This is a genomic window from Nocardia sp. NPDC004568 (assembly GCF_040609955.1).
In the GTDB taxonomy this organism is placed as follows: domain Bacteria; phylum Actinomycetota; class Actinomycetes; order Mycobacteriales; family Mycobacteriaceae; genus Nocardia.
Genome location: NZ_JBEXLL010000020.1, coordinates 21,711 through 41,689, shown reverse-complemented (window position 1 = coordinate 41,689; position 19,979 = coordinate 21,711). Strand labels below are relative to the sequence as shown.

General features: G+C 64.3%; 14 protein-coding genes. 5 read left to right on the top strand and 9 right to left on the bottom strand.

Annotated elements, in window-relative coordinates; all coding sequences use genetic code 11:
* Positions 1-22 precede the first annotated feature (22 nt).
* The gene (locus tag ABZV91_RS12215) at positions 23-1,981 is read left to right on the top strand and encodes a hypothetical protein (RefSeq protein ID WP_355239431.1); all 1,959 of its coding nucleotides are present in this window, start codon (positions 23-25) and stop codon (positions 1,979-1,981) included.
* 234 nt (positions 1,982-2,215) lie between these two features.
* On the opposite strand, the gene ABZV91_RS12210 is transcribed toward ABZV91_RS12215, so the two are convergent.
* The 5 genes from ABZV91_RS12210 to ABZV91_RS12190 are packed head-to-tail and all read right to left on the bottom strand — an operon-like array spanning position 2,216 to position 7,902.
* Positions 2,216-3,901 (bottom strand): AMP-binding protein, encoded by a 1,686-nt coding sequence (locus ABZV91_RS12210; protein ID WP_355239428.1) that lies wholly within the window; start codon positions 3,899-3,901, stop codon positions 2,216-2,218.
* Entirely contained in the window at positions 3,898-5,247 is a 1,350-nt protein-coding gene (locus ABZV91_RS12205; protein WP_063060880.1) for an MFS transporter, read from the bottom strand. Before ABZV91_RS12205 ends, ABZV91_RS12210 begins: the two co-directional genes overlap by 4 nt.
* Positions 5,244-5,777 carry a 3-isopropylmalate dehydratase gene (locus ABZV91_RS12200; protein ID WP_355239424.1) on the bottom strand — a complete coding sequence of 178 codons (534 nt, stop codon included), beginning with the start codon at positions 5,775-5,777 and terminating at the stop codon, positions 5,244-5,246. The genes ABZV91_RS12205 and ABZV91_RS12200 overlap by 4 nt, the downstream gene beginning before the upstream one ends.
* Complete coding sequence (locus tag ABZV91_RS12195) at positions 5,774-7,018, bottom strand: aconitase family protein (RefSeq protein ID WP_355239555.1); 1,245 nt, start codon at positions 7,016-7,018, stop codon at positions 5,774-5,776. The genes ABZV91_RS12200 and ABZV91_RS12195 overlap by 4 nt, the downstream gene beginning before the upstream one ends.
* Before the next feature lie 17 nt (positions 7,019-7,035).
* Positions 7,036-7,902, bottom strand: a complete 867-nt coding sequence (locus tag ABZV91_RS12190; RefSeq protein ID WP_355239421.1) for an isocitrate lyase/PEP mutase family protein — start codon at positions 7,900-7,902, stop codon at positions 7,036-7,038.
* A 152-nt stretch (positions 7,903-8,054) separates the two neighbouring features.
* On the opposite strand from ABZV91_RS12190, the gene ABZV91_RS12185 reads away from it, so the two are divergent.
* Both ABZV91_RS12185 and ABZV91_RS12180 read left to right on the top strand, forming a co-directional pair.
* Positions 8,055-8,849, top strand: a complete 795-nt coding sequence (locus ABZV91_RS12185) for an IclR family transcriptional regulator (RefSeq protein ID WP_355239418.1) — start codon at positions 8,055-8,057, stop codon at positions 8,847-8,849.
* Between the two features lie 341 nt (positions 8,850-9,190).
* Entirely contained in the window at positions 9,191-10,123 is a 933-nt protein-coding gene (locus ABZV91_RS12180; protein WP_355239415.1) for an alpha/beta hydrolase family protein, read from the top strand.
* A gap of 255 nt (positions 10,124-10,378) precedes the next feature.
* Here ABZV91_RS12180 and ABZV91_RS12175 read toward each other — a convergent pair whose 3' ends face one another.
* From ABZV91_RS12175 to ABZV91_RS12160, 4 genes are all read right to left on the bottom strand, one after another.
* Positions 10,379-12,325, bottom strand: a complete 1,947-nt coding sequence (locus tag ABZV91_RS12175; protein WP_355239413.1) for an acyl-CoA dehydrogenase family protein — start codon at positions 12,323-12,325, stop codon at positions 10,379-10,381.
* A 138-nt stretch (positions 12,326-12,463) separates the two neighbouring features.
* A complete protein-coding gene (gene argS / locus ABZV91_RS12170) occupies positions 12,464-14,185 on the bottom strand; it encodes an arginine--tRNA ligase (RefSeq protein ID WP_355239410.1) in 1,722 nt (573 codons plus the stop codon).
* 148 nt (positions 14,186-14,333) lie between these two features.
* Positions 14,334-15,278, bottom strand: coding sequence for a hypothetical protein (locus tag ABZV91_RS12165; RefSeq protein ID WP_355239407.1), 945 nt, complete (start codon positions 15,276-15,278; stop codon positions 14,334-14,336).
* Positions 15,279-15,468: 190 nt separating this feature from the next.
* Positions 15,469-16,314, bottom strand: a complete 846-nt coding sequence (locus tag ABZV91_RS12160; RefSeq protein ID WP_355239404.1) for a 2OG-Fe(II) oxygenase — start codon at positions 16,312-16,314, stop codon at positions 15,469-15,471.
* Between the two features lie 990 nt (positions 16,315-17,304).
* Between ABZV91_RS12160 and ABZV91_RS12155 the strand changes: the two genes are divergently transcribed.
* On the top strand, positions 17,305-19,002 hold the full coding sequence (locus ABZV91_RS12155) for a hypothetical protein (RefSeq protein WP_355239401.1): 1,698 nt from the start codon (positions 17,305-17,307) through the stop codon (positions 19,000-19,002).
* A gap of 565 nt (positions 19,003-19,567) precedes the next feature.
* Positions 19,568-19,979 (top strand): hypothetical protein (locus tag ABZV91_RS12150; RefSeq protein ID WP_355239398.1); only part of this gene is annotated, 412 nt, incomplete at its 3' end.

Genomic DNA, 19,979 nt, shown 5'->3' with positions numbered 1-19,979 from the left:
TCGGTGATGGAAGGTGATGCTGATGATATTTGAGCAACATGACCGTTGGCTCGAGGAGATGCGGGAGCAACTTCAACGCAAGGAGTCTGTCACCAGTCATTTAGGATATATGGATTTGGTTTCGATTACGTCAGAAATTGTCAATGCTGCATCGGATGAGCGGAAGCAGACATCTTTGCATATTCCGAATTGGAAGTCGTTGCGCAGAGACCTTACTGATTCTCTATCGTACTTCGGCCCTGAACTTCATAGAGAAGTAGGTGCGTGTATCGGTGCGCTGATCACGGCATTGGATGATGTAATGCAGACGAAGACCATGTCAGACGGCACTCGGAAGCCCTACTTCGATGAGGCCAGAAGGGGCGTGCTGCAAGCAAATGCGGATCAGTTACTTTCGAAACTCGTCCTGGATGGCACGGTCGTTGCGGCATGGCGCGATTTTGTAACTGCTTGTCAGACGGACGACTTTACGAAGTATCCGTGTGATCGAGTTTCTTTTCTGCGCGACACTGTTGTTGAGCTACAAAAACATCGTCGACACCGCCACGACTACTTCGGCATACTTGATACTGCGTGTTCTGTACTGTTCGACAGTAGGGCAGGTGTGGCGCGGGGGCAGCGCATAGTCGGAGATCAGCCCATAGAGGTTCAAGCAGGAAACGGTAATTTACCATCGGGCCTCAGCTTGGACAATCGTATCGATTTGGCTGAAAGGCTTATTGTCTCTCCTCCTCTAGTGGGGGATTATATTGTCTGGCTCAGAGTGGATAAGGCGTACATTCCGTCGATTGGAAACGTCGAGTTTGGAGATATCACGCTGTATCCGGCAGTAGTTCTCGCTGGGGTGATCAGAAGCCCTGAGCGAATCCGTGAAGAATTCAGCATCGTCCCAACGGAGTTGATAAACGAGGCTGCTCAGGAAGCTCAGTCCAGCCACGATGAAGGTACGAAGAATCTGGGTTTCGAACACAAGCCCGGGATGGTCTATGCGCGTATTGTTCTGAGAGGCGTGGAGGAGCATCTTGCCGGGAATCATGCCCGTAAGTTTCTCGGAAATCTCCTTGCTTACCTCGACGTCGAGCCTGAAACTTGGGAGATACTTAGGGGTGAGCTAAAATTCCAGCCGGATTCTGCCCCATGGTCGCAATTTTCCTACGATTGGGGACCAAAATATCCGTTGCAAATGCCGGTTTATCCTGACAATGACACAGTTTACCGGCAGCTTAAGGATATTCGTGAAAGCGGCTTCATGGTGTCAAGCGCTGTGTCTGATGAGATGGATGCGGCGCTAAACCTACTACGGGATCTCCGAGATGTGCCCGATTCGGAAGCGCTTGTGATGGCTGCTGTTCGTGCAATCGAGCATTGCAACAGCTGGGCTACGGCTGGCCGAAAGGACTGGGCAGGGTTTATTCGCGCGTACTTGCTCGACGGGATCACACGGTTCGAGCTAATCTCTTCTGCTTCGGACTACTTATTCAAAGCGATTGTCGTGACTCGTCCAGATATCTCCCCCAGCTCGCCCGAGGATCCGGAGTTGGCAAAGATCAGGGACGAAGCAACGGGTGAGTACTGGGAGCATAGTTTCAACCTTGACGTGGCATTGAAAAATGTATCGGTCTTGAAGGAAAAGTATTCTAGACACCCACTATTTCGGCCTCTGGCCGAGTTGGACTCTACCCTCAAGCGAGGGAAGGCGATTGGCGCTACGATAAACCATATTCAGACAAGAGTGCTTGCGCGTGTAGATCGGTTGACTCGAGCACGTAATGCTGCAGTGCATGGTGGCCCGCTATCGTACGCGGCGTGTGATTCTATAGCGGGATTTGCACGTTTGGTGGCGGAGAACGCGCTCGTCCAAGTTCTTCGTGCAAAGGTGGAAGGGGTTCCTGTTTCCGAGTATATGCAGGAGCGTCGGATTCGGAACGCTCAAGCTCTCAGTCTCTTGAGGGAAACTGGGCATTATAGCCATTTGTTTTGATGGCCATGATTTAGCGCTTGGAAAATTGTGTGTGTCTGCTTTCCTTCTGGTGGAGTGAAATGTGCGTTTGATTGGTTGGGTGGACCTTCTTTAGGTCAGGATTTGATTGAATAATGTGACATCTGGTTATCAAGTAATTTCGCATGCAGTTGACTGGAGTCAACGTTTACGGGCCAGTCAGTGTGACTCTTCATGCAGTTTCGCAGAGGCGAAGCGATGTCGGCGGCGCAGAGCTCATGCTGTGGTTTCAGATTTTCTGCTTTGATCACGCAGCGCTCGTCTGCGAATCTTACCGGTCTGTGTTTTCGGCAGATTCGCAATGATATTAACCACGCTGGGGCGCTTATAGGCCGCAAGGCGATCTCGAGTGAACGAAACCAGTTCGTCGGCTTGGACGGTGTATCCGTCCCTCAAGGAAACGTAGGCGGCGACCGACTCACCCTGATATTCATTGGGGACGCCCACGACGGCTGCTTCGAGGACCGCCGGGTGCTCGTAGAGGACGTCCTCGACTTCGCGTGGCCAGACCTTGTACCCGGAAACGTTGATCTGGTCCTTGATCCGGTCGACCAGGTAGACCCAGCCCTCTACGTCCACGATCGCGCTGTCGCCGGTTCGGAGGCGACCATCGGGTAGGGCGGTCTCGGATTCTTCTGGTTTGCGCCAGTATCCGCCGATGACCTGGGGACCAGTCACGATGAGTTCGCCTTGGCTGCCGGATGGTAGGGGCTGACCTTCGGGGTCGACCACCTCGACCTTCACTCCCGGCAGTGGTAGCCCGATCGACAGAGTGCCGCTGTCCGGGTCGACTGGTGCGCTCGTTCCCGGCGGGACCGCGGTGACGGCCGAGGAGGTTTCGGTCATCCCGTAGGCGTTGTGGATGTAGTGGCCGAACCGTTCTTGGAAGCGGGTGACCGTGCTCGGGGGTACCGGCGAACCCCCGCTGTACAGCGTTTTGATGGTGGAGAAGTGTTCGGCCGTAACGTATTCCGAGTTCATCATCGCGTTGAAGGCTGTGATGGAGCCGATGGTGTAGGTGACGCCGTGTTCGCGGAGGGCGTCGACGGCCACCTCGGTGGTGAAGCGGCCGGTGAAGACCAGGGAGGTGCGTTCGGTGAGAGCGAGGGCGCCGATGACGACCGCTCCGGTGATGTGGAACAGCGGGGCCAGGGCGTAGACGACGTCGCCGGGGGTGATGCCGGCGAGTTCGGCGAAGCTGGTGGTTACCGCGCGGACGTTGGCGTGCGAGTTCATGGCGCCCTTGGGCGGGCCGGTGGTGCCGGAGGTGTAGGCGAGGAAAGCGAGGTCGTCGCCGTGTACCTGGATCGTCGGAGGTTTCCGGCCGGTGTACTCGTGGGCCAAAGTGAGTAGGTCTGCGGAACTCTCTTCGGCAGGGGTGGTTTCGGGTTTGAAGACGCGGGAGTCGTTGCGGGACTGGAGGTCCGACTCCGCGGTGCCGAGTACCCAGCCGACTGTGGTGCCCTCGACGTCCGCCCGGACCTGCCGCACATCGCGGTCGGTGGTGATGATCCCGACCGGTTCGGCATCGGTGACCAGTTCGCGGAGTTCGCGGCCGCGATACATCGGGTTGAGTAGGAGGGCGATCGCGCCGAGTTTCCAGATGGCGAGCAGGACGAGTGCGTATTGCGGGATGTTCTGGAGGTGGATGCCCACCCGTTCACCGTGGCCCACGCCGCGGTCTGCGAAGGCGGCCGCGAGGGCGGTGGCGAGGTCGTCGGTCTCGCGGACGGTGAAAGTGGTGTCGAAGTAGACGAGGGCGGGGGCGTCGGGTTCGTGCCGGACGCGGTCGTGCCAGGCCGCCACGAGGGTGCCGAGCTCTTCTTGCGGGCGGGACGCCCCGTCCGCCGCACCCTCATCAAATGCGGCGGACGGGGCCTTCCCGGTATTACCGGTGGTCATGCAGGCAGTTCCTTGCGGCTGGTTTCGCGGATGGTGGCGACGGTGAGGAGGCCGATGGCGCAGACGCCCATCACCCAGTAGGCGGGTGACATCGCGTTACCGGTCGATTCGACGAGCTGGGCGGCGACGTAGGGGGCGGTGCCGCCGGCGGCGATGGTGCCGATATTGAAGCCCAGCGAGACGCCGGTGTAGCGAACCGTCCGCGGAAAGAGTTCCGTGAACAGGGGGAACGCCGGAACCTGCACAACCCCGTTGAGCACCATGTAGAGGAAGTACACGATCCCGATAACGAGGATGCTCTCGGTCGCACCCATGATCATGAACGCCGGAAGCGCGATCACGACATAGGCGAGGTACCCGCCGACGAGTACCGGTTTACGTCCGAACCTGTCGGTGAGCATGCCGCTGATCGGGAAGGTGGCGCAGGCCAGCGCGATGGCGATCGCGGAGGTCCAGTAGACGGCGTCCTTGGAGAAGCCGAGGTCTTTGATCAGGTAGACGCTGAAGTAGGTCAGTCCGATGTAGCCGGAGCCGTTCATCGCGATGGCGACACCGACGACGCGCAGGACCGACCACGGGTTCTTGGTGACCGTGTCGAGCAGCGGGCTCTTGGTGACCTGCTGCTTCTCGGCCATCTCCTCGAATTCGGGGGTGTCCTCGAGTTTCATCCGGACGCGGAGGCAGACGTAGGCGAGGGGGAGGGCGAGCAGGAACGGGATACGCCAACCCCACGACTCCATCTGCTCGTCGGTGGTGATCAGCGCGACCACACCCACCACGGCCGCGGCTACGGCGAAGCCGAGGGTGGAGCCGACGGGGGTGAAGGAGCCGAAGAAGCCGCGTTTGCGGGGCGGGGCGGATTCGGCGATATAGGTCGCGGCGCCGCCGACTTCGCCGCCCGCGGAGAAGCCCTGGGCGAGGCGGACCAGCACCAGCAGGATCGGGGCGAGGACGCCGACGGTCGAATGGGTGGGGAGCAGACCGAGGATGCCGCAGGCCACGCCCATGCTGACGACGGTGATGACGAGGGCGTGGCGACGGCCGCGGCGGTCGCCGAGGCGGCCGAAGAAGATGCCGCCGAGGGGGCGGGCGACGTAGGCGACGCCGAAGACGGCGAGGGTCGACAGGATCGACACCCCGGAATTGTCCGACGGGAAGAACAGGGGGGCGATGGTGACGGCGAGGAAGCCGTAGACCGCGAAGTCGTAGTACTCGATGAGGGTGCCGACGCCGCCGGCGATGGCGGCGCGGCGGGCCACGGAGTTCGACTTCTTCGGGGCGGTCACCGGCAGCTGCCCGGCGGGCCGGCTGTCAGGGTTCTCGACGCGATGATCGACATTGGTCATTGCGGTTGTCCTTGGCGTGCGTGCTCGGCGAGCAGGAGTTCATACGAACCACCGGCCTCGATGACCTGAACGGTCCGCGGGTTCGGTGGGGTTCCGACCAGGTCGGTTCCCTCGGGCAGGCGCAGGGTGGCGGTGCGCCAGTCGAGGGCCACGGCGTCGTCGACCCGGACTGCGGTCGAGACGCCGGGGATCGTGATCAACGGCATGCCGTTGAAGGTCTCGCCGCGCCAGAAGCCGGGCGAGAAGGATTCCGCGACGATGGCCGCGATACCCGCGTTGCGGAGGGCGACCATCGGTGGATAGTGCGGATGACCGTAGCCAAAGTTACGGCCGCCGACGATGATATCGCCGGGGCGGACGCGGTCGGTGAAGGTGGGGTCGTAGGCCTGCATACATACCGAGCGCAGGTGGTCGGGGTCGTAGGACTTGATATTGGCGACGCCGACGACGAGGTCGATATCGAAATCGTCGCCGAAGATCCAGGCGACCTTGCCTTCGATGATGTCCGGTGGTGGGGGATAGGCGCTCACTGGACCGACTCCTGGATCGTGCCGGCCAGGGCGCTGGCGGCGACGGTGTAGGGGGAGCCCATGTAGATATTGGCGTCGGGGCTGCCCATGCGGCCGGAGATGTTCAGGACGCCGGTGGAGATGCAGTTCTCGCCGGCTTGCAGGGGTTTCTGATAGCCGAAGCAGAAATCGCAGCTCGATATATTGATATGCGCACCTGCGGCGCGGAGCACATCGAGGATTCCTTCTTTCTCGGCCTGCTCGTACACCTTCTGTGAGGTGGGGACGACATTGAGTTCGACGCCGGGGGCGACCTTGCGGCCGTCCAGGACCAGTGCGGCGGCGCGTAGGTCTTCGATGCGGCCGCTGGCGCAGGAGCCGATGAAGGCTTTGGTGATGGGGGTGCCGGCGAGTTCCTGGGCGGTTTTGGTGTTGACGGCGCGGGCCGAGCCGGGGAGCACCACCCGGGGAGTCAGGGTGGAGAGGTCGACGGTGTGGCGGGCCGCGTAGGTGGCGTCGGGGTCGGGGTAGACCGGGTCGAAATCGCGGCGGGCGACATACTTCGCGTAGGCGAGGGACGTCTCGTCGGGTTCGAAGAGAGCGGAGACCGCGCCGGTGAACATGGCCATTCCGCACAGGCCCTGGCGGTGGTCGATGGTCATGGCGCGGGCGCCGGGGCCGCCGAATTCCATCACCTGATGGGCGCAACCGTCGGCGCCGACCATATCGATGATGGTGTGCACGAGGTCGCGGCTGTCGACGCCGGGCGGGAATTCGCCGACGAGGTCGAAACGGGTGGTGGCGGGGATATCGACGAAGACGCGGCCGGTGACCCAGGCTTCGATGAGGTCGCGCCGGATACCCCAGCCGAGGGCGCCGAACGCGCCGATACCGCTGATATGGCCGTCGAAATGGACCAGGAATTCGCCGGGGATCGCCAAGCCCAGCTCGGCGGTGAGCTGGTGGCCGATACCGCGGCCCTCGTGCAGTTCGATGCCGTAGAACTCGCACCAGTCGCGGGTGACCTGGTGGACTTCGGTTTCCTTGTCGTTGCCCTTGGTGAGCATGTGGTCGATGAAGACGATGTAGCGGCTGGGGTCCGCGAGTTCGGTGATCCCGAAGTCCTCGCGCATCTGCCGGAACATCACATCGGTGTAGCCGGGGAAGTCGTAGGCGATCATGCGCGCGGGGTGCACGGCGTGGTTCTCACCGGCGTGGACCGTGTGCTGATCCGAGGCGCGGCCCAGGATCTTCTCCGTCATCGTGTAACCCACGGCGGTCACTGCTCCTTCGCGGGTAGGTACTTGTTCTGCATGGCCTCGACCTCGGGGAAACCGATCAGTTCGACGAACTCGTGGTGCTGGAGCGCGTTGGCGCTCACCTGGGCGGGGGCCTCGCCCGCGGCCAGCCGCTTCAGTGTCTCCCGGGCTGCGCCGGCCACCGCCATCAGCACCTGGGTGGGCAGCAGGGCGAGCCGGACGCCGATCTGGTCGAGGATCTCGGGAGTGAAATCGCGTTCGGTCCAGGTCGAGGCGGTGAGGGTGGCCATGAGCGGGACCCCGACCTCCTCGTGGCAGCGCTGCCACTGCTCGACGGTCTCGAAGGTCTTGGTGACCGGCATGATCATGTCGGCGCCCGCCTCGACGTAGGCCTGGGCGCGGCGGATGGCGTCGTCGCCGCGGGCGTCGGTGCGGGCGATGAGCAGGACGTCGTCGGGGATGGAGTCGCGGACGGCGCGGATCTTGCCGGTGGCCTCGGCGGTGCTGATCAGGTCGACAGGGTCGCCGACGCAGATGGGGCAGGACTTGGGGGAGACCTGGTCCTCCATGAACATTCCGCCGACGCCGGCGTCGGCGAACTTGGTGGCGGTGCGGGCGGCATTGACGGCATTGCCGTAGCCGGTGTCTATATCGGCGACCAGCGGCAGCTTGGAGGATTCCCGGATCGTGCGGACCGCCTGCAGGTTCTCGGTCTGGGTGTAGAGCTCGGCGTCGGGGAGGCCCAGCGCCGCTGAGACGGCGAAGCCCGAGGCGCACAGGGCGCTGAAACCGGCCTGTTCGGCGAGGCGGGCGGTCAGGCCGTCCCATACGCCGGGGGCGTAGACGAGTCCGTTCGACGTGAGGTCTTTCAAGGTCGGGCTGCGCACCAGTCCACTCTCCGTTTCGCAATGCGGAATGCGTTTCGTATATCGATATGAGACGGTAAGGTGGCTCAGGTCACAAAGTCAACCCCGAGTGAGAGATGTGTTCGTATGGTGGCGACATCGATCGCACGACCTGTGGAAGCGAGTGAGTAGCAGTGGCTGTGCCCGTAGAGTCCGAGGCGCCGGGCGGGCGCGATGTCGTGGGCGCCGTCCTCAAGGCGTGCACGCTGCTCGGCCACTTCAGTGCGGACCGTCCCGCCTGGACGCTGAACGACCTCACCGTGGCGAGCGGGATGAACAAGACGACGGTGTTCCGCCTGATGGCCACGCTGATCCAGGCGGGGTGGGTGGATCGCACCGAAGAAGGCGCTTACCGCATCGCGATGCCGGTCTTCGAAATCGGCTCCGCGGCACTGTCCAAGCTCGATATCCGTTCCGCGGCACAACCTTTCATGTCCGATCTGGCGACCACCTTCGGTAACACGGCCTATCTGATGGTTCCCGCCGAACAGGGCGCGGTGTGCATCGACCTGCTCGAGGGTCGCAACTCACTCGTCGTCGCCGGTATCAATATCGGATCGGTGATGCCCTATCACGCCGCGGCGGGGCCGGTCGTCATGCTCGCGCATTCGGAAGCGTTGCGGGACAGATGGATAAGCGCCGATCTGCCGGCGATCACCGAGCGGACCATCACCGATGCGGACCGGCTCGTCGCACACCTCGACGCGATCAGGGAAGCCGGTTACTCGGTGAGCAATGCGGACTATCTGCCCGGGGTCGCCGCGGTCGCGGCGCCGATCCTGGGCCGGGACGGATCGGTGGTCGCGTCCATCAGCGTGGGCGGGCGTGCGGAGGAATTCGAGGGCGACGCCCTGGCCGCGAAGATCGAGAAGGTGTGCGACGCGGGAGCGCGGATCTCGCGGATAGTGCAAGCCCTGCCGCGGGGCTGAGGTCACGCGGCCCACGAAAGCGGGTACCGCCCAACCGGACTGGGACTCGTGGACAAGTCACCCACTCGAGTGCCCGCCACCGTCGCCGCGGCACCATGAAACCGGCGCCGCGAATCACACGGACCGTGCAGGCGCTACCCCTGCACCGGGGGCTGCGTGAGGGACGATTCGTCACAGGACGCTTCAGTCCATTGACTCTTACGATTCTTGGGAAGTCCCGTGCGGGCGCGGTGCGGAGTTCGTCGGTAGCGTGCTCTGCGGACGATTCGCGATCGACGACTGAGTACGGGGTGGCAGTGGAAAAGTGGCGAGCGGCTTTGGGGCGGCTGCGGAAACTCGGTGTGTTCGTTACGGCGGTGGTGCTGGCCGCCGGTGCAGGCGGGGCGGTGGCGGGTGCGGCCCCGATCGCCGCGCCGGCACTCCGGGCCCCGGCCGGGGGGTACCAGGAACTCGTGGTGCCGTCCGATATGGGTCCGATCAAGGTCCAGGTGCAGTGGGCGGCGCGCGGCGGGCGGGCGGCACTCTATGTGCTCGACGGTCTGCGCGCACCGCACGACCACAATCAGTGGACCAGCGATACCGATGTGCTGCGGCGGTTCGCCGGAGACGATGTGACGCTGGTGTTCCCGGTCGGCGGGCATTCGAGTTTCTATGCCGACTGGTACCGGCCGAGTAGTACGAACGGCCAGGCCACGACATACAAATGGGAGACCTTCCTCACCGAGGAATTGCCGGCCTTCCTCGCGAGATACGGTGTCTCACGCAGTAATAACGCCATCGTCGGCGCTTCCATGGGCGGTGGGGCGGCGCTGGCCCTCGCCGCGCATCACCGCGACCAGTTCAAGTTCGCCGGATCCTTCTCCGGATTCCTCAATCCGACGTTCCCGATGTGGAACGAAGCGGTCCGCGCCGCGCTGTGGGACGAGGGCCGGTTCAATGTGGACGATATGTGGGGTCCGGCCGGTGACCCGGCGTGGCACCGCAACGATCCCACCGTGCAGGCCGAACGGCTGCGCGGCCTGCCGATGTACATCTGGGCCGGTAACGGTGTGCCCGGTGCGCCCGACCTGCCCCACGGCGTCGGTAACACCGTGAACGCGATGGGTCTGGAGGCCTTGGCGACAGTGGCCGCGCAGATCTTCCGCGACCGGCTCGCCGCGCTGGGGATCCAGGCCCGCGTCGACCTCGTCGCCGGCACCCACACCTGGCCCTACTGGGAGCAGGCGATCACCACCGCCCGCCCGATGATCCTGGACGCACTCGGCGCGGGCTGACGACGGTGACGCGAGCGTTGGGACCAGTATGCCCACCGTAGGTCAGCGTCTCCGCGACCATGCGCATCACGCCAAGTCCGTGACAGAGATGGACCGCGAATGCGCACCGCCGCTCGACGTCGCGGCACCGGGCCCGGTGCGGCGGAGTCACACCGCTCGAGCTCGGTCATCTCGCCGGCCGGTGGTGCGTCGGAGTGCCACCGCGCGCCGGCGATCCGCGTTGCCGGCCCCGCCCCGAGTCGTCGCCGGGACCGGTCAGTGCGACGCGCCCACCCGGAGCCACGGTCGCAGCAGGTTCTCCTCGGTGGAGGGGCCCATCTGCCATTCGGCGATCCACGGACCGGTGCCCTCACTCGGGTCGAGCGCGCCCTGCTCCACCCACCGGTAGCGGCCGTCGAACAGGTTGCGGGCCAGGCGCACGTCTTCGTCGTCGGTGTTCTCCCACAGCGAGTCGAACAGCTGCCGTACCCGGATCCGGGCCTGCCGGCAGAACACGTCGGCCAGTTGCGCGGCGGCTTCCCCTTCCGCGGTGCCGTCGGCGCGTTCGGCCTGGGCGCGCACACAGGCTGCCGACATCGCGAACAGCTCCGCCCCGATATCGACCAGGCGCCCCAGGAACACCTGCCGGTACTCGAGCTTGGCCTGCCAGCGCGCCATGCCGTACATCAGGGCGCGGGCCTGCTTCCGCGCCATCCGCTCGACGAAGCGCATATGCCGCGCCAGCGGCCCGAAGTCGGCGAACCCGGCCGGTGCCGTGCCAGGGCCGACGGCCAACTGCGGGAACCATTTGGCGTAGAAGCCGCCGGCGCCCGCCGCCGCCTTGGCCTTCTCCTTGAACTCCGCGTTCTTGTCCACCAGTGCCCCGGCGGCGGCCATATGCGCGTCGGCCATCTCGCGGGCGACGAGCAGGCGCATGATCTCACTGGAGCCTTCGAAGATGCGGTTGATCCGCAGATCGCGGACCAGCTGTTCGGCGCCGACCGCGCGCTCGCCGCGGGCCCGCAACGACGCCGCCGTCTCGTAGCCGCGGCCACCCCGGATCTGCACGAGCTCGTCGGCGATCCGGCAGCCCATCTCCGAGGCCCACAGTTTGGCGAGCGCCGCCTCGATACGGATGTCGTTGCGGTTCTCGTCGGCCATGGTCGCCGAGAGATCGAGTACCGCTTCCAGGGCGTAGGTCGTCGCGGCGATGAACGACACCTTGGCGCCCACCGCGGCATGCTCTCCGACCGGCCGTCCCCATTGCACCCGGGCGGTGCTCCACTCGCGGGCGATCTTCACCGACCACTTGGCCGCCGCGGTGCACAGCGCCGGAATCGCGAGCCGTCCCGCGTTGAGCGTGGTGAGGGCGATCTTCAATCCGTCGCCTTCGCGGCCGATGAGATTCTCCCTGGGCACCCTGACGTTGTACATGCGGGTGACGCCGTTCTCGAGACCGCGCAGCCCCATGAACGCGTTGCGCCGCTCCACGGTGATGCCCTCGCTGTCGGCTTCGACGACGAAGGCGGAGATACCGCCGCGGTGCCCGTCGCCCTTGGGCACCCGCGCCATCACCACCAGCAGTTCCGCGACCACACCGTTGGTGGTCCACAGCTTGACGCCGTTCAGCTCGTAGGCCGCGCCGTCGGCCGTGGGGGTCGCGGTGCTGGCGATACGGGCCGGGTCGGAGCCGACATCGGGCTCGGTGAGCAGGAACGCGCTGATCGCGCCCCGGGCGCAGCGCGGGAGGAATCGTTGCTTCTGCTCCGGGGTCCCCGCCAGCTTCAGCGGTTCGGGAACGCCGATCGACTGATGTGCGGACAGCAGTGCGCCCAAACTGGCGTGTACCGAGCCGACCAGCATCAACGCCTTGTTGTAGCCGACCTGGGACAGGCCCTGCCCGCCGTACTCTTCGGGAATCTTCAGACCGAAGCAGCCGAGTTCGGCGAGGCCGCGCACGAAATGCTCCGGAATCCGGCCCTGCTCCTCGATCACGCTGCCGTCGAGGGTCTCGCAGTAGGCCCGGAGCCGCGCCAGATACGCCTCGGTGCGGGCGGTGTCCTCCGCGCTCGGCTTCGGGAACGGATGGATGAGGTCCACCCGGTAGCGGCCGAGGAACATCTCCTTGGCGAAGGACGGTTTGGTCCAGGTGACCTCGCGTGATTCCTCGACCAGTTGCCGGGCCTGCTCCTCGGTGGCGTCGACTTTCGCGGCAGTGGACATGGCATGCCCTCCTCGGAAGTGATGGCGGTCACAGCCGAGTGTAGGAGCCTTTGTTACCCGTCGGTAGCCCTCGAATGGTGAAGGATTTGTGTCGACCGGAGCCCGAGCAGCCGGCCACTGTCGCCGAGTCGGAATGCCCTACATCTCGTCGGGGGCGGAGATGCCGAGCAGGCCCAGGCCGGTCGCCAGGGTTCGGGCCGTGAGATCGCACAGGGCCAGGCGACTGCCGCGGCTCGGTTCCTCGGCCTTCAGGACCTGGCAGCGCTCGTAGAACGTGGTGAACGCCGACGCCAGCCCGTAGAGATAGTTCGCGAGCCGATGGAATTCCATACTCTCCGATACCGCGGCGACGATATCGGGGAAGGCGAGGAGTTCGAGCGCCAGCGCGCGTTCCGCCGGCTCCCCGATCCGCACGGGGGCGCCGTCGCGGACAGGGGCCACGCCGCCGCGCCGGAAGATCGACCGGATGCGGGCGTGCGCGTACTGGAGGTAGGGGGCGGTGTTGCCCTCGAAGGAGAGCATGCGGTCGAAGTCGAAGGTGTAGTCGCGGAGCCGGTCGGTGGACAGGTCCGCGTATTTGATCGCCCCGATACCCACCGCGCGGGCGACCTCGGCGCGGGCCGCTGCGCCGAGCTCGGGATTCTTCTCCGCGATCGCCCGGGTGGCCCGGTCGACCGCCTCGTCGAGCAGGTCGACGAGTTTGATCGTTCCCCCGGCCCGGCTGCGCAGCACCTTGCCGTCGGCGCCGAGCACGGACCCGAACCCGATATGCGTGGCCCGCGCCGGTGGGGCGAGCCAGCCCGCCTCCCGGGCAGTCGTGAACACCATCGCGAAATGCTGCTGCTGCGGCATCCCCACCACATACAGCAGCCGGGTGGCGCCCAGGGTGAGAAGCCGGTCGCGGATCGCGGCGAGATCGGTGGTGGCGTAGCCGTATCCGCCGTCGCTCTTGCGGACGATCAGCGGCAGCGGTTCGCCGTCGCGGCCGGTGAACCCCGCGGGGAACACACAGTCGGCACCCTCACTGCTGCGCAACAGCCCGAGCCGGTCCAATTCCGCTATCACCGAGACGAGTTCATCGTTATAGGCGCTCTCGCCGACGAAATCGGCTTCGACCAACCGGACGCCGAGGCTGTCGTACACCTTCATGAAGTACCGCTTCGATTCGGCCACCAGCAGCCGCCACAGCCGCAGCGTGGCCTCGTCACCGCCCTGGAGCAGGACCACCCGCCGCCGCGACCGCTCCTTGAACTCGTCGGAGCCGTCGAATTTGCGCCGGGCCGCGGTGTAGAAGGTGTTCAGGTCGCCGACGGAGAGCTCGGCGGCGGCCTCCGCCTCGCCGATATCGAGCAGATGCTCGATGAGCATGCCGAACGGAGTCCCCCAGTCGCCCAAATGATTCCGCTTGATCACCCGATGACCCAGCCACTCGGTGATCCGCACCGCGGCATCCCCGATGATCGTGCTGCGGAGGTGTCCGACGTGCATCTCCTTGGCGGTGTTCGGTGCCGAATAGTCGACCACCACGGTTTCCGGTTCCACGGGCGGGACACCCAGGCGGTCGTCGGCGCCGACCGCGCCGGCCATGCTGCCGAGAACCTGCGCTCGCAGTGTCATATTGATGAACCCCGGCCCCGAGATCTCGGTGTGCTCCACCAGATCATCGAGGTCGGCGGCCGCCAGCATCGCGGCGGCGACATCGCGAGGTTTGCGACCCAGGCGCTTGGCCGATCCCAGGGCGGCATTCGACTGATAATCGGCGAACTGTGACCGCTGGACCAGCGGGTCGACGGGTTCACCGACCACGGCCTCGAACGCGTGCGCGAGGCGATCGGACAGAATCTGCTCGGGGGTACCCACGGAGCAGAACCCTAGCGAACGCCGCACCGCGGGATCGATGGGAACCATTTCCGGACTTGCCGATCGCGCTGATCGGGTGTGGACCAGCGTGGCTCGCCACTGCGCCGGTTCCATTACCTACACCGGTTCGACGACTCTCCTGTACGACCTACAGCGACCTGCTGGTCGACGGACGCGAAGGCGTCTCTCGGCACTCCGGGCTGTTGACCACGTCGGCTCCCCGGCTGGCGCGCAGCTCCGCCATGGGGTCGTAGCGTCGCAACACCTCTGCCTGCACCAGCTCCTCGCGGGTCGCGGCATCGAGACTCCATGAGGTGAAGTATTCACGCGCCTCGTCCCAGCTTCCGGTTTCCCTGGCCGCGCGCAGCAAATCCCTGGACCGCAGCATGAACTGTATGACGATGGGACAGTCCGGGTTGTCCCACCAGAAATCCGAGAATGCTTCGAACTTACCGAATTTGGCAACCCAGCTGTCGAATGACGGATTCGGATAGTGCAGGATGACCGGGTGGTCGACGGTGCGTTGCTCACCCTCGTAACCGCTGAACGAATGCACTCCTGCTTTCACTCCGGGTGACACGCGGACAGCGCTCTTGCCGTTGCCGTACGCCATGAAATCGGCCCGGCCGTTGACCCGGAAGAGGGTGCATTGGGTGAAGCAATTGGTGACATCGTGGTTCAGCGGAACCGCCTCATGGTTCATGAAGGTGATGTGTCCCACGTGGTCCATCGTCTGCCAACTGTGATCACCTCTGTCGTAGAAGATCTCGTCGCCGTCAAGGGGAATGAGCCACGAGATTCCTTCGGTGAGTGCGTAGGAGACGGCCTCCCTGTAGTTGGCGACTTCGCGGTTGAAAAGCCCGGACGGCGTCAGGTCGGTGCGAGGTGTGACACCGGGCACCAGCAGAACTCGATCATCCTCTGTGAACGGTTCGAAGAGCGGTCGTTGGCCGGGGTCATCCATGAAGATCATGATGATATCCGCACGGCGCAGGTGATACTCGATCCAGTAGTGAAGGCTCGGGCCCGGATCCATAATCGTCGAACAGATGAGCAGGCCTTGCTGAATCGAGGCCGAGCAATTCGTGTTCACGGCCGAAGTCTAGCAATTCGAAGCTCTCCGGTTGGAAGGTTGCCTTCTTCGGTGGGAAGGAGCATGAGCCCTCCGCAAATGCTCATGAATCGGAGGGATGCTCGGCGTGGGAACTATTGTATTGCGGAGAATCGACCCGCCTGTTGTGTCTGTCGCTCTGCTGTCCCTGGCCGATCCGGCTCGCGGTGGCCTACCGCGGGACAGGATAGCGGCGCATCCATTTGTTCATAATCCATTTTTCGCCGGCGAGCACCGGAAGTCCGGCGTGTATGGTAGCCGGATCGAGCTGACCTCTCTTGTTGAAGTATCGGAAGTAGAGTGCCTGACCCTTGCGGGGGGAAAATGATATACCGGGGTCGGGAAAAAATGTCTCGCCGCCGGCTTCGACATCGTTCAAATATATTATGAGTGTCGCGGCCCGCTGGCCGCCGCCGCTGAGGTGGGCGATACTGCCGGGATCGTTCGGTGAATAGAAATCGAAATGGCGCATGTACTGGCCCCCCGTTCGATATCGTACGACCTGTAGACCCTCTCCGTACTCCACCGGGCAGTTCATCAGTACAGAGATCCGTCGCTCGACCGAATCGATAACCGGATTCTCGGAAATTCCGAGCGTAAGGCTCTCGCTGGTCCGGGTCTCCGCTTCCTCGAAGAGGCCGGTGGTGGGGTCGATGGTCGCGGAAGGTCGTAATCGGTTCTCGGCTATCTCGATTATCCGGTCGCACTCCTCGGCGGAAAGCGCGTTGTCGAACAAGGCTATTTGCGGCCGCTCTACTCGCATCAGTACGCGGACCGTGCGATCGTGAGTGTGAACGACCCGGTCCGTTGAAATGGGGCCGGGGTCGTATTCATACGGCACGGCGCCGGACATTTCTCCCCGCAGCAATGCGTGCACTGCTGTCATGGCCGCATTCTTGTCGAAGCCTTGGTCTGCGATGTATTCGATGACCGACTCGGGCGAATGTCCCTGTTCGAGTTTCCCATTGATCCAGGCATTGATTCTGTTTTGCGTCGAATCATCCAGTGCCGCCGTCATGTTCGCAGACTAACACTGACTTTTCACTTCCCGCCTCGGTGCGGAGGGTGACCGAACGTCCTGGGGGTCTGTCATCGATAGTGATCGAGAGCGCGGTGTCGTACCTGATCGGCCCTCGTTGCCGCCCGAAGGCCCGTCTCGCGGCGCATATGATTTCCGAGTATTGGTCCCGGTCCGCGGATCTTCTGAGGTACCGGTTCCTGACCTGTGGGTTTGCTACCGGTTCCCGGTTCCTGGCGTCTGTTGATGTAAGCCGAGGGGGTGGCCGGCGCCCAAGGCCGGGCCGCCTCGGCCGGTTGCCGGATGGCGTGACGAGTCCGGCCGGGGAACCTGTCTATTCCCTGTGTTGGTGATAGTGGACGGCCCGGAGGGAGGGTCGCGCGTTACCTCTTCGGCATTCGCGGTTCCTCTCTCCGTGCTCCCGTGGAGAGATGCGGTCGCAGGCGCTGCCTGCTTTCGTATTGATCCGGCAGCCCGAATCGATTCCCTGTCAAGTATTGAGCCGAGCGCTGTCGACCTGCGAAGTCATGGTGCTGTGCGGTGCTTCGAGACGGGTCGGTTCCGAGCGGTGCCGGTGTCGGGCCGAGTCGGTCACCCAGGTGCCGGATGTCGTACAACACATCCTTCGGTCACGCGGTGTCGATCCCGCCCGAGCGTTGCGGATCCGAGTTCGAACCGGTCCGGTCGGCGCCGGATGGCAGACGAAGCGAGCTGTCGGTTTTCGAAGTTCGGTAGTCTATCCGGGCGTCGATTCGGTAGCGTACATCGGCGCGATCTGTACGGGCAGTATGAAGCGAGGTGCGTGAGGTCGAATGCAGCTGCAGCTCTGGCTATGCTCCGCGCCGATGCTCTCTGCGGCCGGCCTGGCAGTGTGCTGCTGATGTCGATTGTCAGTCCGTCCCGTTGCACCGGTCGCTGCCGTGCATTGCCCTCTGCGTATAGATCGCGGTCGGGCGGATCGGTTCACGCCGCTGTGAGAAGGTTCGACAGTTGAGTATCCACATACCGAGCGAGGTTGTGTTCTTTCTCAATATCCTGGGTATCCCCTATCCGGATGTCGATGTGGATCAAGTGCGCGAGCTGAGCCGGACCGTCGAGGAACTCGCCACCGAGGTCAGAGAAACCTATGACGAGTCGACCAACACTGTCGAAGCCTTGGGATCGGCTATTTCCGGGGATTCCTACCAGGCAATTCTGGTGATGTGGGCGCAGAACAAAGGAATGATGTCGGAGCTGGATACCGCATTCGGTATTGCATCGACAGCGCTCGATATCGCAGCAGATGTCATCGAGGCGATACAGATCGCCGTGCTCATCGAACTGGCAGCACTCGCGGCGAGTTTCATTGCGAGCATAGGGACTCCGGCTGGACCGGTTACCGGTCCCGCGATCGCGGCCACAACACGCTATCTGCTCAAAGAAGTGACCAAGGCGTTGATGTGGTATATCGCGGCCGAGGTCATGTTGAAAGCCATTCAGCCGCTCCTGGACAAGTTCGACCTCTTTCTTCGCGATGCGCTACGTCCACCCGGCGAAGTCCCTTCATCCGGCACCGGATCGACCTACAGCCTCGACCCTGATGAAGTCGAGCGCTATATCAAGATCCTGGACAGTCAGGCCGATGATATGAAGTCCCACGGCGAGAAGTTCGCCGAGAAGGTGGACGGCTTCGATTTCGCCACTCCCGGCCTACCCGTGACACCTGCCGATTGGTCGGACCCTTCCGGAGAACAACCGTTCACGCAAACTCGACCTGATCCGCTTCTGAACGTGTTGTTCCCCGGTGGGTTCCCGGAAAGCCCACAGCCTTCTGCCGAAACGTCTTCCCAGAGTGCTCCGAAGGCGGACTCCGCTCCGGGCGCCGACTCTGTGGCGCCTGGAGAGGGACTTGCGGGTGGCGACACCCGTTCGCCGGCTACGGCCTCGCCCGGCCACCAAGCGAATGGGCCGGAGGCCGGCGCCTCTGAATCGGTCCAGCCGGGCGCGCCAGGGTCTTCCGTCTCCTCGATGAACACCCAAGCTGAGGGTCTCGATTCCGTCGCGCAAGGTGGAGATCGCGTGTCGATCGCTCCCGGTAGTGCGGAAAACAGCCCGGAACGCGCCGAATCGGATGCTGCGCAGAGCAGAGTCGGCGAAACCGTGGGAATGGCTCCTACGGGGATTACACAGTCGACTCCGTCGACGACGCAGTCGCAGACGTCGTCCACTTCGGGTGGGCAACAGCGTCCCGCCGACGCCGCGGCGAACAACGCGGCGAACAAAGGGCAGGCGGGCGCCGCCCGATCCGCGGCCGGCGCTGGACCGACGCAAGGGGCGGCCGCCCGGTCCGCGGCCACCGCTGCTTCCGATAGCAAGCCGCCGTCTGTCGGCAAGGGATCGCGGACACCCTGGTCACGTGCGGGCGGCAAGGCGGCCCGCGTGGCGGCATCCGCGAAAGGCTCCGACGAGAAAACGTCGGCGATTTCTGTGGGAGAAACCGGGGACCGTGGAGAGGCGAACCAGACAGCACAGTCGGGATCAGAAAATTCGCAGAGTGCTGGGCCACAGGTGTTCGCGCCGGCTACCGGGGGGCCACCGACCCAATCGTCCAGCGGCGAGCCGGTCGGCCAGGATCGCGAAGTCTCGGCCGATCCTCCACAGAAGGAGCCCGACCCATCCGCGGTTACCGGTCGGCCTCGATCGGGATGACACGACCTCGACGCGGAGGACGCCACTCCGTATTCGATGGTGGGTCGGTTCTGGCGGATACAGGAGCATCTCCCGCACCGGTCAACACGTCCGCGACCGCGCTCGACCCACTCGAGAACGCCATCGGCTGGAACGGTTCGGTCGACGCAGTACGCGCTGTTGACTCGATGCCCCGCAGTCCCCGATTTCAGGTGACCTTCCCGACCTTGGGGATAGTTGAAAATGGGGCGAGCCGACCAGCAACTCGGTGGTCGACCGCGCCTCTGTCGTACAAAATTCGCGGTCCTGCCGGTTGTCGAAATGCTCTCACTCGATCGAGCCCGCCGGTTGGGTACCGATATCACCGACGACGAGATATTGCGGCGCACCACCCCCCGGGCATCGGGCGGTGTGGATACAGCTTGGGCGTGATGTGCAAACGGGCGCGCGGAGGGGCCCTCTCAGGGGCTGGAGGATGTAGTGGCTAGACGGGGTCTGATGTCAGCGGTCGGCGACGCGCTCGGGTCGGCCGCGCGCATGGTTTCCGATCGAATCCCGCCCTGGATGCGGCGCAACGGTTCCGAACGTGCCCAACGGGCACTCGACGCGGGGCGTGACGCGGATTTGCAGGCCCGGCAGGGTGTACCGGCGCAGCCTGCGCATCCGCCGCAGCCTGCGCAGGCGGTTCCGCATCCTGGCGATGTGCGGGTTGCGGGCGGGCCGCCGCAGCCTGCGCATCCCCCGCGACCGGCGCATCCGCCGCAGCCTGCGCATCCGCCGCAGCCTGCGCATCCGCCGCGACCGGCGCATCCGCCGCGACCGGCGCATCCGCCGCGACCGGCGCATCCGCCGCAGCCTGCGCATCCGCCGCAGCCTGCGCATCCGCCGCAGCCTGCGCATCCGCCGCAGCCTGCGCATCCGCCGCAGCCTGCGCATCCGCCGCAGCCTGCGCATCCGCCGCAACCGGCCGCGGGTGATGGCCCGGCGAGTGGTCCGGC